The 15,559-nt window shown below is 69.6% G+C and carries 10 protein-coding genes; 9 read left to right on the forward strand and 1 reads right to left on the reverse strand.

Going from position 1 to position 15,559, the window contains the following annotated elements; translation table 11 throughout:
* The first annotated feature begins 8 nt into the window (after window positions 1-8).
* The 9 genes from ACFCYE_RS04760 to ACFCYE_RS04800 all read left to right on the forward strand — a co-directional run bounded on the left by ACFCYE_RS04760 (window position 9) and on the right by ACFCYE_RS04800 (window position 13,776).
* A complete protein-coding gene (locus ACFCYE_RS04760; protein ID WP_376176741.1) occupies window positions 9-6,260 on the forward strand; it encodes a fibronectin type III domain-containing protein in 6,252 nt (2,083 codons plus the stop codon).
* Between the two features lie 95 nt (window positions 6,261-6,355).
* On the forward strand, window positions 6,356-6,775 hold the full coding sequence (locus tag ACFCYE_RS04765; protein ID WP_376176742.1) for a DUF4383 domain-containing protein: 420 nt from the start codon (window positions 6,356-6,358) through the stop codon (window positions 6,773-6,775).
* Window positions 6,776-6,788: 13 nt separating this feature from the next.
* On the forward strand, window positions 6,789-7,373 hold the full coding sequence (locus ACFCYE_RS04770; RefSeq protein ID WP_376176744.1) for a hypothetical protein: 585 nt from the start codon (window positions 6,789-6,791) through the stop codon (window positions 7,371-7,373).
* A 177-nt stretch (window positions 7,374-7,550) separates the two neighbouring features.
* Window positions 7,551-8,711: a Gfo/Idh/MocA family protein gene (locus ACFCYE_RS04775; RefSeq protein WP_376176745.1), complete on the forward strand. Its 1,161-nt coding sequence runs from the start codon at window positions 7,551-7,553 to the stop codon at window positions 8,709-8,711.
* Window positions 8,711-9,880 carry a dihydrodipicolinate synthase family protein gene (locus ACFCYE_RS04780; RefSeq protein WP_376176747.1) on the forward strand — a complete coding sequence of 390 codons (1,170 nt, stop codon included), beginning with the start codon at window positions 8,711-8,713 and terminating at the stop codon, window positions 9,878-9,880. The genes ACFCYE_RS04775 and ACFCYE_RS04780 overlap by 1 nt, the downstream gene beginning before the upstream one ends.
* Window positions 9,877-10,734, forward strand: a complete 858-nt coding sequence (locus ACFCYE_RS04785) for a sugar phosphate isomerase/epimerase family protein (protein WP_376176749.1) — start codon at window positions 9,877-9,879, stop codon at window positions 10,732-10,734. Before ACFCYE_RS04780 ends, ACFCYE_RS04785 begins: the two co-directional genes overlap by 4 nt.
* An 82-nt stretch (window positions 10,735-10,816) precedes the next feature.
* Window positions 10,817-11,575, forward strand: a complete 759-nt coding sequence (locus ACFCYE_RS04790; RefSeq protein ID WP_376176750.1) for a sugar phosphate isomerase/epimerase family protein — start codon at window positions 10,817-10,819, stop codon at window positions 11,573-11,575.
* A gap of 27 nt (window positions 11,576-11,602) precedes the next feature.
* A complete protein-coding gene (locus ACFCYE_RS04795; RefSeq protein WP_376176752.1) occupies window positions 11,603-12,634 on the forward strand; it encodes a LacI family DNA-binding transcriptional regulator in 1,032 nt (343 codons plus the stop codon).
* Entirely contained in the window at window positions 12,631-13,776 is a 1,146-nt protein-coding gene (locus tag ACFCYE_RS04800; protein WP_376176754.1) for a glycerate kinase, read from the forward strand. The genes ACFCYE_RS04795 and ACFCYE_RS04800 overlap by 4 nt, the downstream gene beginning before the upstream one ends.
* 81 nt (window positions 13,777-13,857) lie before the next feature.
* On the opposite strand, the gene pgm is transcribed toward ACFCYE_RS04800, so the two are convergent.
* Window positions 13,858-15,501, reverse strand: a complete 1,644-nt coding sequence (gene pgm / locus ACFCYE_RS04805; RefSeq protein ID WP_376176756.1) for a phosphoglucomutase (alpha-D-glucose-1,6-bisphosphate-dependent) — start codon at window positions 15,499-15,501, stop codon at window positions 13,858-13,860.
* Window positions 15,502-15,559: the final 58 nt, after the last annotated feature.

The following is a 15,559-nucleotide window of genomic DNA, read 5'->3' on the forward strand; positions in this document are numbered from 1 at the left end:
CCGGATCGGTGAGCACCCGCCTCCGCGCCGGCGTGACGATCGCTGCGACCGTCGTCGTGGCATCCCTCATCACTGCGCCGCCTGCCGCGGCGGCACTCGCACCGGGGGACGACGGCGCGTGGCGCTTCGACTTCGGCACCGCGACGAGCCCCGTCGCCGAGGGGCACCAGCAGGTGCTGACGACGTCGCACCACACGACAGAGTCCGGTTGGGGGATCACGCTTCCGGCTGATGCGACCCTGTTCGACCGCGACCGCAGCACAGACGGTTCGCCGGCGGGTGCCATGGAGGACGACTTCGTCGCCGGCACGAACTGGGGCTTCGCCCTCGACGGCGTTCCCGAGGGCGACTACGCCGTGACCGTCACGATCGGCGACGGGCTCAGTTCGGCATCAGGCACCAACGCGACAGTGACGCTCGAGGACATCGCTCAGCCCCGGTTCCTCTCCGACCGCGGCACGAACGCCACCCAGACCTTCACCACCACTGTCACGGACGGGCAGCTCACCGTGGGCTTCGCCGGATCCGGGCTCGGCGCGTACATCAACGGCCTCGTCGTCGCACCGGTCACGCCCGACGCGCCTGCCGATCTCGCCGCCGCCAAGGTGGCGTGGAACGGCGTCGACCTCACCTGGGCGGCATCCGAAGGCGCCGCGCTCTACCGTGTGCTGCGCGCCGACGTCGACGGCGACACGACCGGCGAGTTCGCGCAGATCGGCGAGGCGGCCGAGCCCGCCTACACCGATGCATCGGTCGCTCAGGGCGGTTCGTACGCATACGCGATCGTCGCCGTGAGCGCCTACGACCGCCTCTCCGCGCCGTCGGCCGAAGTGCGCTCCGGCGTGATCCCCGAGCTCGTCGCTCCCGCGACGCCCGCTGACCTCGCCGTCGCGCAGGTGACGAAGGACTCGGTCATCCTGACGTGGGCGGCCGTCCCGAACGGTGACGCCTACCTCCTCGAGCGTGCGGGCAGCGATGGCGTCTTCGCCGAGCTGACCACCGTCGCCGCGCCGGGATACACGGATGCCGTCGACACGACGCAGTCGTGGTCCTACCGGGTCGCCGCACGCAATGAGGTCGGATCGTCGCCGGCATCCGAAGCCGTGCAGTCGCCCGTCTACGCAGCGCCGGCACCGCTTCCCGGCGGCGACGTCGTCACGTTCGACTTCGGCAGCGGCCAGGTCGCCGATGGCGCGCTCGCCGTCACCTCTGCGACGGCCTACAACGCGGAGTGGGGATACGGGTTCTCGACCGCGCCGACGGCGCAGACCCCTGACGTCGACCGCGCGGGCGACGATCCGCTGCGCAGCGACTTCGTCGCGGCGACCGGTGCGACCTTCGAGGTCGACCTCGGCGCCGGCGACTATTCCGTGCAGGTCGTCGCCGGCGACGCCGAAGCCGCGAGCACGACGACCATCACGGCCGAGAGCATCGCCAAGGTGCAGGCCAATCCGCAGGCCGCCGGCACCTACCTGGAGATGGCGTTCCCGATCGCCCTCGTCGATGGTCGGCTGACACTGCAGATCGCCGGGGATGCCGCGGCTCTCAATGCCCTCACCATCACTCGACTGCCCGCACGCGTCGCCGGCGCCATCGGCACCGCCTACGTCACCGGCGACTCGACCGTGCAGACGTACGACCCCATCGCGTACGCCCCGCAGGCCGGCTGGGGACAGATGATCGACCGCTTCCTGGCGGACGACATCGCGTTCGCCAACCATGCGATCGGCGGCCGGTCATCCAAGAACTTCATCACGCAGGGCCGGTTGGACGAAGTGCTGCGCAGCATCCGCCCCGGTGACTACCTGATGGTGCAGTTCGGCCACAACGACGCCACCCAGGGCGTCGATGATCGCTACGCGAGCCCGGCCGATTACAAGGAGTACCTGCGCGTCTACGTCGAGGGTGCTCGGCAGCGCGGTGCCACGCCGATCCTCGTGACGCCGGTCTCTCGGCGAGCCTTCAACGCCGAGACGGGCGAGTTCACCGTGAGCTTCCCCGAGTACGTCGACAAGATGGTCGAGCTCGCCGCCGAGGAGAACGTCCTGCTCGTCGACCTCTCGGCGTCCAGCCGTGCGTATCTGAACGAGATCGGACCGGATGCCGCCAAGGCCGTCTTCCTGCACGTCGACCCCGGCGTGTTCCCGAATCGGCCGGCCGGCACGGTCGACGACACGCACTTCCAGGAGTACGGAGCGATCCAGATGGCGCGCCTCGTCGCGCAGGGCATCGCACAGCTCGACGACCCGCTGGCGCTGAAGGTCGCCGACGTCGAGCCGCCGGCCGAGGTGCCGGCGGCTCCGCAGAACGTCGTCGCCGGAGCCATCAGCAACGGGGGAGCGACATTGCAGTGGGATGCCTCGCCCACCGCGGACATCTACAAGATCCACCGCCAGGCCGTCGCCGATCCGGAGGCCACCTGGGCGCTGGTCGGGATGGTGACGCAGACGAGCTCGATCGTCCAGGGCCTCGCCGAGGGCACCGCCTACAGGTACCGCGTCGTCGCGGTGAACGGACGAGGCGAATCCGAGCCGAGTGCCGAGGTGACATTCACCACCAAGCAGGCCTTCTACAAGTACGACTTCCAGCTCGCGGGAAATCCGCTGATGGCCGGGTACGCCGAAGTCACGCCAGACCTCGTCTATACCGAGGAGCGTGGTTACGGGTTCGTCACCGCGGCGGGCGCCACGGCAGGGCGCGACCGCGGCGCCGCGGAGGGATCGAACGACCTCGTGCGCGACTTCGTCCTCCCCGGTGACAGTGCGACCTTCGCGCTCGACGTGCCGGACGGGACGTACTCGGTGAAGACCTACTCCGGCGACTGGATCGGTTCGACCCGCACCGGTTTCCGCATCGAAGGACGGGAAGCCGGCAGCGGCAACGCGGGACGCGGCAGCGTCAACTCGACCCTGCGCGGGCCATTCCTCGTCACGGACGGCCAGTTGAACGTCGAAGCGTACGGCGCGGCGGCGGGCACCCGCCTGAACGGCCTGGAGATCACGCCGATCCTGCTGGGCCCCACCGGGCTCGAGGTCGCCGATGTGAACGCCGACCCGACGTCGCCGGCGGTCTCCCTGGCCTGGGATGCCGAATCCGGCGTCACCTGGAACGTGTACCGGCAATCGCCGTTCGACGCGAAGCCGGTCGCGGTCGGCGCCGTCGAGGAGCCGACGTACGTCGACACGACCGCCCGCGTGGGTCTCGACTACGAATATCACGTCACGGCCGTCGACCAGACGAGGCTCGAGTCGGTTCCATCGCGGGCAGTGACGGCATCGCTCGTCGACGCGCATGCCGAGACGCCGGGTGCCCCGACCGATCTGACCGTCGAGGCGATCGCGAAGAACACCGTCGAGTTCTCGTGGGCTGAACCCCTCGGTGCGCTGTACTACCTGGTCTTCCGATCCGAGGTCGAGGGTGAGCAGGGCGAGCTGATCGGCCTCGCCGACACCCACCGGTACATCGACACCGGCGTGCTCACGACGATCCCGTACTTCTACACGACGGTCGCGGTGAACGCCGGGGGTGCGGGAGCCGCCTCGGCGCAGCTCGCGACCGAGGCGGTCACGGTGCTGCAGCGCCAGGCCGAGTACCTGGATCGGGCTCCTGCCGCGATCGCGACCGATGACGGGAACCTGGTGTCCTGGCGGATGCTCGGCACCGATCCTGACGACGTGGCATTCCACGTCTACCGCGACGGGAAGCGCATCACCGAGGAGCCCATCGCCGACTCGACCAACTATGTCGATGAGGCGGGAGCCCCGGCATCCGCGTACTTCGTGACGAAGGTGCTGGCAGGGGTCGAGACGACCGAGACCGACGAGTTCGGCGTGCAGGACGGCGCCTATCGGTCCGTGCCGCTGGACAAGCCGGCCGACGCCTACACGAAGGACGGGCAGCCGTACACCTACAGCGCCAACGACACGAGCGTCGGCGACGTCGACGGAGACGGCCAGTACGAGTTGATCGTGAAGTGGGACCCGTCCAATGCGAAGGACAACTCGCAGGCCGGGTACACCGGCAACGTCTATCTCGACGCGTATGAGCTCGACGGCACGCGGCTCTGGCGCATCGATGCGGGCGTGAACATCCGCGCCGGCGCGCACTACACGCAGTTCCAGGTGTTCGACTACGACGGCAACGGCCGGGCCGAAGTGATCATGAAGACCGCCGACGGCACGATCGACGGCGTCGGACAGCCGATCGGCACCGCCGGTGCGGACCACCGCAACAGCTCCGGCTACGTGCTGACAGGGCCGGAGTACCTCACGGTCTTCGACGGAGCCACGGGGGCGGCGATCGACACGGTCGACTACACGCCGCCTCGGGGCGACGTCGGGGCGTGGGGCGACACGTACGGCAACCGCGTCGACCGGTTCCTCGCCGGCACGGCGTACCTGGACGGCGAACACCCCAGCGCGATCTTCAGCCGCGGGTACTACACCCGCGCGGTCGTCGCCGCCTATGACTTCGACGGCAGCGAGCTGACCCGTCGCTGGGTCATCGACTCGAACGACGCCGGAAGCGAGGCGCTGTACGGGCAGGGCAATCACAACCTGTCGGTGGCCGACGTCGACGGCGACGCCAAGGACGAGATCGTCTTCGGCTCGGCGACGATCGACGATGATGGTTCGCTGCTGTACTCGACAGCGCTCGGCCATGGCGACGCGATCCACGTGTCGGACCTGGTGCCGTCGAACCCCGGCCTCGAGGTCTTCGCCGCTCACGAGGAGATGCACGCCGCGCAGGACCAGGGTGCCACGATGCGCGATGCGCGCACCGGCGATGTGCTGTGGTCGATTCCGGCGACGAAGGACACCGGGCGCGCGGCATCCGGCGACATCGATCCGCGCTACGAGGGCGCGGAAGGCTGGGCCATCGGCGGGGACTCCTCGTGGAACTCGCCGGTCGGGCAGCTGATGTCCGCGGGCGGCGAGCTGATCGGGGAGCAGATCCCTGCGGCGAACTTCCTCGCGTGGTTCGACGGCGACCCGTTGCGCGAGATCGTCGACCACACGTTCGATCAGGAGGCGTACCGCGGATACCCGACCGTGTCGAAGTGGAACTGGGAGACGGGGGAGTCCGAGGTCATCCTGGCCGACGAGGGGGCGCGCTCCAACAACGGTACGAAGGGCAACCCCAACATCCAGGCCGACCTCTTCGGCGACTGGCGGGAGGAGATCGCCTGGCGATCTGCCGACTCCAGCGAGCTGCGCATCTACTCGACCACCGACGAGACCGGCCTGCGCCTGCGCACGCTGATGCACGATCCGGTCTACCGGCTTTCGGTCGCGTGGCAGAACACCGGTTACAACCAGCCCACGCAGACGAGTTTCTTCCTGGGCGACGGGATGGAGCAGCCTGCGGCTCCGCACATCGCGGTGACCGGCGACGCGACGGGGGCGTCCGACACGACGGCCCCGGTGGTCGACGGTCTCCCCGTCGAGGGGTCGCTGCTGGCCAGCACATCGACCTTCACGGTCGGCGTCACGGCGTCGGATGCCGAGTCCGGCGTCCGAAACCTCGACATCGCGTTCGACGGGCGGCCGGTGGCGCCGGGCGAGGAGATCTCTCTGGCAGACGTGGTCGGTCCGCACACGCTCAGCGTGAACGCGGTCAACCACGACGGGCTCGTGACATCCGTATCGGTGCAGCTGCTCGTGTTCGACGACGAGGGGGCGACCAAGGCCCCCGCCCGCGGCGTGCTCTCGAGCGATTCCGGTCACGCTGACGGGCTGCATGCCGGCGAGTACACGGTGTCGATGAACCTGTGGCACGGCGTCAACGGCGCGGTGTTCCGGCTGTACGAGAACGGCGCGCTGGTCTCGACGAAGCTGCTCGACGCCGACTCGCCGGACGCACAGGTGGCGACGTTCGATGTGGCGGGCAAGGAGAACGGCACCTACGTCTACACCGGTGAGCTGATCAATGCGGCGGGCACCACGGCGACGACGTCGGTCACGGTGAAGGTGAAGGACGCCGCACCCGCCGTTCCCGTCCTGTCGCACGACAACTGGGACAAGGACGGCGATTACACCGTCACCGCGAATCTCTGGTGGGGCACCAACGCGACGCTCTACAGGCTGTTCGAGAACGGCGTGCTGATCGATGAGCAGGCGCTCGCCGCGGCATCCCCGAACGCGCAGCGCGCCACCACGCACGTGACCGCACGCGCGCCGGGGAAGTACGCCTACATCGCCGAGTTCTCGAACGCGGCCGGGGCGACGAGCTCGAAGGAGATCACCGTGACGGTGCGGTAGCGGCTCCGTGCGCGGGCGGGCAATCCGATCGACGGACGCTTCCGAAGACTCCTGTAGATGCGGCATTCGGCCGCACAGGAACAAGGAGGTCAATCATGCGCTCTTCCCCGAACCGTCTCGTCGCCACGGTGTTCGGCGCGGTGTACATCCTCGTCGGACTGCTCGGCTTCGCCGTCACAGGAGGTGTGGGCTTCCTCGCCACCGAGGGCGGCATGCTCCTCGGCATCTTCATGGTCAACCCGTTGCACAACGTCGCGCACCTGCTCATCGGTGCCGCGCTGCTGATCGCGGGTGTGGTGTCGACGCGAGCGGCCAAGACCGTGAACATCGTCGTCGGGGCGGCCTATCTGCTGCTCGGCATCGTCGGGTTCTTCCTCGTCGGCACGGCGCTGAACATCCTGGCGCTGAACACGTTCGACCACTTCCTGCACCTCGCCAGCGCGATCGTGCTGCTGGGCGTCGGGATCGCCGCCGACCGTGCCGTGAGCCAGGCGCCGCTGGGCCGCACGGCCTGACGGGGAGCGCGACGTGAACAGCCCGACGATGACCGCCTCGCCGGCCTCCACGGCGCTCGCGGCACCCGCGAGACGGGCGACGGTGGCCGTGTGGCCGTCGATCGCGGCGTGGAGCGGCGGATTGATCCTGCTCGCACTCGGTGCGGGGGCGCTGACCGCCGCTCAGGGCGCACCGGCGATTCGCCTGATGGGGGTCGCGCTCGTCGCAGCGGGTGCCGTCGCCATCGGGTGGGGCGCGGCGACGCTGATCCTCGGGCGGACGCTCGCGCCGCGGATCGGCGTCGTGGGAGCCATGGCCAGTGCCGCCATCGCGGTGGCGGCGTTCGCGCTCGACCCCTCGCGGATGGGGATCCTCGCGGTGGCACCGGCGGTCGCCCTGCTTCTCGTCGTCGGCGTCGCCTGCGCGCTGGAACTGCGCGCGCTTCGATCGCGGCCGCGCCAGGACGGAACGCCGGGACGCGCGCGTCTGGCGGAGATCATCATCGGTGCCGTACTCGCTGCGGCAGTCGTCACGCCGGCGCTGTCGGCCGTCGAGGCGGGCTACCTCGCCCCAGCCGGTGGAGACGTCGTCATTCCCGACACCGGCCACCACCACTGAGCCGACGAGGACACGAGGCACGGAACAGAGACCTACCCGGCCACGCAGCCCCGCCTTCGCCCACGCGAACGGCGGGGCTTCGTGGTGCTTGCGTTCGGACCTGGAGGCATGGCACACTAACGGAAAGCGTTTACCCCAGCATCCCGAAGTGGATGCCGACCTCACGAACGGAAAGCAATGTCACAGGCGACGACCCGCGAGATCGGGATCATCATGAACGGCGTCTCCGGACGCATGGGCTACCGGCAGCACCTGGTGCGCTCGATTCTCGCGATCCGCGATCAGGGTGGCATCGAGCTGTCCGACGGCACCCGCGTCACCGTGAAGCCGATCCTCGTCGGCCGCAGCGAGCAGAAGCTCGCCGAGCTGGCGGCCAAGCACGGCATCGAGGACTACACGACGGATCTCGACGCTGCTCTGGCCGACCCGAAGTGGGAGATCTACGCCGACTTCCTCGTCACGAAGGCGCGCGCGACCGCGATCCGCAAGGCGATCGCCGCCGGCAAGGCCATCTACACCGAGAAGCCCACCGCGGAGTCCCTGGAAGAGGCGCTCGAGCTCGCGCGCCTCGCGCAGGAGGCCGGCGTCAAGACCGGCGTCGTGCACGACAAGCTCTATCTCCCGGGGCTGCAGAAGCTCAAGCGCCTCATCGACTCGGGCTTCTTCGGTCGCATCCTGTCAGTGCGCGGCGAGTTCGGCTACTGGGTCTTCGAGGGCGACTGGCAGCCGGCGCAGCGCCCGAGCTGGAACTACCGCACCGAAGACGGCGGCGGCATCATCACAGACATGTTCCCGCACTGGAACTACGTGCTGGAGAACCTCTTCGGCGAGGTCAAGAGCGTGTACGCGCAGGCCGCCGTGCACATCGCGGACCGCTGGGACGAGAAGGGCGAGCACTACACCGCCACCGCCGAGGACGCCGCGTACGGCATCTTCGAGCTCGAGGGCGGCATCATCGCCGAGATCAACTCCTCGTGGACGGTCCGCGTGAACCGCGACGAGCTGGTCGAGTTCCAGGTGGACGGCACGCACGGCTCGGCCGTGGTCGGCCTGTTCGGAGCGAAGATCCAGCCGCGCAACGCGACGCCCAAGCCGGTGTGGAACCCCGACCTCGAGGACAGCCACGACTACGACGCCGACTGGCAGAAGGTGCCGACGAACGACGTGTTCCTCAACGGCTTCCGTCAGCAGTGGGAGGAGTACCTGGAGTCCTACGTGCTCGGCACCGACTACGCCTTCGACCTGCTCGCCGGTGCCCGCGGTGTGCAGTTCGCCGAGGCCGGCCTCGCGTCGAACGCCGAGGGCCGCAAGGTCGCGATCGAGCAGCTGTCCCTCTGATGTCGACGCTTCGCCTCCTCTCGGCATCCGGGGAGCTCTCGGATGCCGCACTGAACGACTCCGGCGCGTACACGCGCCCGACGTCGCCGCTGCAGAGCCGCGTCGCCTACGCGGCCGCGCACGTCGTGCCGGTGGTCTGGGGGGACAACACCCCCGGCCAGCCGGCCGACATCGACTGGGATTCGACGCTCGCGTTCCGGCGCAACGTGTACTCGTGGGGCCTCGGCGTCGCGGACGCCATGGATACTGCCCAGCGCAACATGGGACTGGATGCCGCGGCCACCCGCGAACTCATTTCGCGCAGCGCCCAGGTCGCCCGTGAAGAGGGCGGCTCCGTCGTGGTCGGCGTCAACACCGACCACGTGGCCGAGTCGCACATCTCGCTCGATCAGGTGATCGACGCCTACAAGGAGCAGCTGCACTTCACGGAGGAGCAGGGCGCGGGGCCCGTGCTGATGGCGTCGCGTCATCTCGCGCGGGTCGCGTCGTCGGCCGACGACTACCGCCGGGTGTACCGCGCGGTGCTCTCGTCGGCGACGGTTCCCGTGGTGCTGCACTGGCTGGGCACCGCGTTCGACCCCGAGCTCGCCGGCTACTTCGGTGCCGCCGACTGGGAGACGGCGTCGGCGGTGCTGCTCGACATCATCGCCGAGAACCCGGGCAAGGTCGCGGGCGTGAAGATGAGCCTGCTGAACGCCGAATCGGAGATCTCGGTGCGCTCGCGCTTGCCCGAGGGCGTGCGCATGTTCACCGGCGACGACTTCAACTACGTGGGTCTCATCGGGGACTCGGGCGTCGGCGCGCGTCCGTACTCCGACGCCCTGCTGGGAGCCTTCGCCGCGATCACTCCGGTCGCGTCGGCGGCGATCCAGGCTCTGGATGCCGGAGACACCGCGGCCTACGAGCGCATCCTCGGCCCGACCGAGGAGCTCAGCCGCCAGGTGTTCGCCGCTCCCACGTTCTATTACAAGACGGGTGTCGCGTTCCTCGCCTGGCTCAACGGGCACCAGCCCGCGTTCCAGATGATCGGCGGTCTGCACTCGGCGCGGAGCCTTCCGCACCTCAGCCGCATCGTCGAGCTCGCGAACATCTCGCTCGCGCTGGAGCAGCCCGAGCTCGCGCTCGAGCGCTGGCACGGGATGCTGCGCCTGAACGGAGTGGGTGCATGAGCCATCCGAAGCTGTCGATCAACCAGGCCACGATCAAGTACGCCAACCTTGCGGAGGCGCTGAGCGCGACCGTCGATGGTGGGGTCGATGCGATCGGGCTGTGGCGGGAGCCGGTGAACGAGGTCGGTCTCGCGACGGCGGCCGAGATGCTTACCGATTCGGGGCTGCGGTTCACGACCCACTGCCGCGGCGGGTTCTTCACGCTGCCGGACGGCCCTGCTCGCGTGCAGGCACTGGACGACAATCGCCGCGCGATCGAGGAGACTGCAACGCTGGCCGCGGCCGGAGCCGATGGGTCGACCTCGATCCTCGTGCTCGTCGCCGGTGGGCTGCCCGAGGGGTCGCGCGACATCATCGGCGCCCGCGAGCGGGTGCGCGATGCGATCGGCGAGCTGGTTTCGGATGCCGCGGCCGCCGGTGTGACCCTCGCGATCGAGCCGCTGCATCCGATGTACGCGTCCGACCGCTGCGTGGTGTCCACGCTCGGTCAGGCGCTCGACATCGCGGCGGACTTCGACCCGGCCGTGGTGGGGGCGACGGTGGACACGTTCCACATCTTCTGGGACCCGCAGGTTCTCGACCAGATCGCGCGTGCGGGCCGCGAGGGCCGCATCGCGACGTATCAGGTGTGCGACTGGAAGACCCCGCTGGCCGCCGACGTGCTGCTCAGCCGTCACTACCCCGGCGACGGCGTGATCGACTTCGGGAGCCTGACGCGCGCTGTCGTGGAGGCCGGCTACACCGGTGACATCGAGGTCGAGATCTTCAATGAGGACGTCTGGGCGACCGACCCGGTCGAGGTCGTGCGTCGCACCGCCGCGGCCTTCGACGCCGCGGTCGCCCCCCACCTCTAACCTGTTCGAATCGCTGTGTCCGCTCGCCGGCACCTATTTCCGCAGCGAACACAGCGATTCGAACGCCAAGGAGACAGCTGGAATGACCATCCGAATCGGACTGTGCTCGGTGACGTTCCGCGGGTTGGGCGCCGCGCACATCGTGGCGCTCGCCGCGCAGGCGAGGCTGGAATCGATCGAGTGGGGCGGCGACATCCATGTGCCGCCCGGCGATGCGGTGACGGCCAGGCACGTGGCGGCACTGACAGCGGATGCCGGGCTCGCCGTCGCGTCGTACGGGTCGTACTTCCGCGCCGGAGAGGGCGAGGACATCGGCCCGGTGCTGGACAGCGCGTCCGAGCTCGGCGCCCGTCGTGTGCGAGTGTGGGCGGGGTCGATCGACGCGGCGGAGGCGACGGAGGCTGAGCACGCGGGGACGGTCGATCGTCTGCGAGCGGCGGCGGAGGCGGCCTCCGAGCGCGGGATCGAGCTCGCGCTCGAGTTCCACGGCGGGACGCTGACGAACGCGCCGGAGACGACCCTGCGGGTGCTGGACGAGGTCGGCCACCCGTCGTTGCGCACGTACTGGCAGCCGACGGTCGGCGTGTCCGACGCGATCGCGGTCGCCGAGTACCGTCAGGTCGCCGATCGGGTGAGCGCCGCGCACGTGTTCTCGTGGTGGCCGCGCACCGAGCGACGTCCCCTGGCCTACCGAGACGATCTGTGGCGCGGGTTCTTCGCCGCGGCATCCGCGTCGTCGACGCCGCCGCGGGATGCTCTGCTGGAGTTCGTACCCGATGACGACCCTGCGATTCTCGCGCGTGAAGCCGCGGCGCTGAAGGCATACCGTGACGGTGTCTGAGCCGTCACCGACACTAGGCTCTGGATCATGACCCCAGTTCAGGAGCCTCCGGCCGCGCGTCCCGGGCGCGGTGCCACGCCCACGCTGCACGACGTCGCGCGCGAGGCAGGCGTCTCGCTGGCCACGGCGTCCCGCGCACTCAACGGCTCGGTCCGCAACGTCAAGGACGAGAATCGCGAGCGGGTGCGCCAGGCGGCGGAGAAGCTCGGTTACACGACGAACATCCTGGCCCAGGCGACGGTCCGCGGAACGTCTTCGGTGATCGCGCTGCTGGTCGCCGACATCGCCGATCCGTACTTCGGTCTCATCGCATCCGGCGTGGCGCGTGGCGCGGATGAGCAGGGTCTCATCGTCACGATCGCGGTCACGGAGCGCGATGCCGAGCGCGAGCTGCGCCTCGTGCGGGCGCTGCGAGGACAGCGACCGCAGGGTCTCATCCTGGCGGCGTCGCGAGGCGGAGAGGACACCGCGATGCGCGATGAGGTCGAGGCGTTCTCGCGTCTCGGCGGCCGCGTGGTCTCGTTCGGCGGAAGCATCGCCGACGAGCGGATCGTGGAGATCGACAACGTCGCCGGAGCCCGGATGCTGGGCGAGGCGATGGCCGCGCGCGGATACCGGAACGCGGTCGTTCTCGCAGCGGCCGAGGGAATCCGCACGTCCGATGACCGCATCGCGGGATTCCACGCAGGCTTCACGGCGGGCGGCGGTATGGCCGACCGCGTCTATCGCGCCGGCTTCGCCCGTGAGTCCGGCGCGACCGCGATGGCCGCGGCACTGGCCGACGGGATCGAACCAGGCACGCTGGTGTTCGGCATGAGCGATGTCGTCGCGATCGGTGCGATGTCGGCGATCAGGGATGCCGGCCGCGACATCGGCGCCGACATCGCCATCTGCGGGTTCGACGATGTGCCTGTGAGTCTCGACGTGACTCCGCCGTTGACGACGGTGCGCGTGCCGCTGACCGAGGTCGGCTACCAGGCGTTCCGCGCGACGGTGGACGAGGACTGGACGCAGACGCCGCTCGAACTCGAGGTCGTCGTGCGGGAGAGCACTCCGTGAGCGGCGTGGGTCGTCGACCCCGCCGCATCGTCATCGCCCCGGACAGCTTCAAGGGCTCCATCTCCGCTGCGGATGCCGCGGCGTCCCTCGCTCAGGGGTGGGCCGAGGTCGAGCACGACGCCGACTTCCTGCTTCGGCCGATGGCAGACGGCGGCGAAGGCACCGTCGCCGCGTTCGAGGCCGCCGTCGACGGCGCGAAGCGGCACTCGGTGATCGTCGACGGTCCGGCCGGCGAGCCCATCACCAGCACGTGGCTGTGGCTGCCGCCGACTCCGGATTCGCCGAGCGGAACGGCGGTCGTCGACCTCGCCTCCACGTCCGGAATCGAGCTGCTTGACGAGCTGCGCCCGTGGGATGCCGACACGACCGGCTTCGGGCAGGCCATCGCCGCCGCGCTGGATGCCGGCGTCTCGCGCCTCGTGCTCGGCATCGGATCCAGTGCGTCGACCGACGGCGGGATGGGACTGCTGACCGCGCTCGGCGCGCGTTTCCTCGACCGCGACGGCGAACAGGTCGCGCCGGGCGCGGCTGGACTGTGCGATGTCGCCTCGGTGCATCTGACCGGGCTGTGGCCCGCCCCGGACGTGCGCGTGCTCACCGATGTGACGAATCCGCTGATCGGCGAGCGGGGGGCCGCGGCGGTGTTCGGACCGCAGAAGGGCCTGACCGATCCGGAAGACATCCGGGCGGTGGATGCGGCACTCGCGCGACTCGCTGAATTGCTGCGCCTCGATCCAGCGCATCCAGGCACGGGCGCGGCCGGCGGTGCCGGTGCGGCGCTGGTCGCGTGGGGCGCGACGCTCACTCCTGGTGCCGGGGCTGTCGCTGAGCTGATCGACCTTGCCGACGCGATCGCCGAGGCGGACGTCGTCATCACCGGCGAGGGATCGTTCGACGGACAGTCCGGTGACGGCAAGGTCCCGTCGTTCGTCGCGGGCCTCGCCGCGGATGCCGGCGTGCCGGTACTCCTCGCCGCCGGCCGCATCACGCCGGATGCCGAGACGAGCGCGTTCGCGGCATCCGCATCGTTGACAGACCTCGCGGGATCGGGTGAGGCCGCGCAGGCCGATGCGGCGCAGTGGCTGCGCGCCGCCGGTGCTGCGCTCGCCCTGGCTGTCCGCGAGACTGACTCTGCAGGCTGAACCTGGCCAGCCTGCGCACGTCTCGCCTCACAACGTAGATCTCACGACCCGGCGAACCGGGATGGAGACCAGCGCGGAGCGTCAGCCGCCGAGCGCCTCGGTCACGACGGCCCGCGCCTCCTCCTGCACCTGGGCGAGGTGGTCCGGTCCGCGCAGGCTCTCGGCGTACAGCTTGTAGACGTCCTCGGTCCCGGACGGGCGCGCGGCGAACCAGGCGTGCTCGGTCTGCACCTTGAGCCCGCCGATCGCTGCGCCGTTGCCCGGTGCGTGCGACAGCTTGGCGGTGATCGGCTCGCCGGCCAGAGTCCCGGTCGACACGGCATCCGGAGCCAGTCTGCCCAGTGCGGCCTTCTGCTCGGGGGATGCCGGAGCATCGACGCGCTGGTAGGCGGAGGAGCCGAACGCCTCCTCCAGCTCGCGATAGCGCTCGGACGGAGTCTTCCCCGTCACCGCGATGATCTCGGCGGCGAGCAGGCAGAGCAGGATGCCGTCCTTGTCCGTCGACCAGACCGAACCGTCCTTGCGCAGGAATGACGCGCCTGCCGACTCCTCGCCGCCGAACGCGACGGAGCCGTCCAGAAGGCCCGGGACGAACCACTTGAAGCCGACCGGGACCTCGAGCAGGCGGCGCCCGAGCGACTCGGCGACGCGGTCGATGATCATGGACGACACCAGGGTCTTGCCGATCGCGGCATCGCGCGGCCACTCCGCTCGGTGCGAGAACAGGTAGTCGATCGCGACGGCGAGGTAATGGTTGGGGTTCATGAGCCCGGCATCAGGCGTCACGATGCCGTGACGGTCGGCATCCGCATCGTTCCCGGTGAGGATGTCGAAATCGGCGCGGCGTGCCACCAGGGACGCCATCGCGGACGGGGAGGACGGATCCATGCGGATCTTCTCGTCCCAGTCCAGCGTCATGAAACGCCACGTCGGGTCCACTTCGGGATTCACGACCGTGAGGTCGAGGCCGTAGACCTCTTTGATGAGCGCCCAGTAGTCCACGGACGCCCCGCCGAGCGGGTCGGCGCCGATGCGGACACCGGCGCGCTTGATGGCGTCGACGTCGATGATCGAACCGATGTCGCGCACATATGCGTCGCGGAAGTCGTAGCTGGGCAGCGCGTCCCAGTCGATGTCCGAGAAGCGCTCGAACTTCACGCCTTCCAGTCCTGCTTCGAGGAGGGCGTTCGCGCGGTCGGCGATCCATCCGGTGGCGTCCGTGTCGGCAGGGCCGCCGTGCGGCGGGTTGTACTTGAACCCGCCGTCGCGCGGCGGGTTGTGCGACGGGGTGACGACGATTCCGTCTGCGCGGCCCGGGGCGTCGGCGGCCAGACCGCGGTTGAAGGCGAGGATCGCGTGGCTGAGCGCCGGGGTCGGAACCCACGAGTCGCGCGCGTCGACGCGGAGGTCGACACCGTTCGCGACGAGCACCTCGATCGCGCTGCGTTCGGCGGGCAGCGACAGCGCATGCGTGTCTCGGCCGAGGAACAGCGGCCCGGTGATGCCCTGAGCGGTGCGGTAGTCGACGATCGCCTGGGTGGTGGCCAGGATGTGGTTCTCGTTGAAACTGCCGGTGAGCGCTGATCCGCGGTGACCGCTCGTGCCGAAGGCGACCCGCTGGGCCGGATCGGACGGATCCGGATGGCGGTCGTAGTACGCGGCGATCAGCGCGTCGACATCGATGAGGTCACTTTCCTCCGCGGGGAGGCCGGCACGGCTCGTCATATGTCCAGTCTGCCCCCAAAGCGGCGACGCGTGCACCTTCGAGTCGACATCGGGAGGG

The organism is Microbacterium sp. NPDC056234, from assembly GCF_042267585.1.
In the GTDB taxonomy this organism is placed as follows: domain Bacteria; phylum Actinomycetota; class Actinomycetes; order Actinomycetales; family Microbacteriaceae; genus Microbacterium.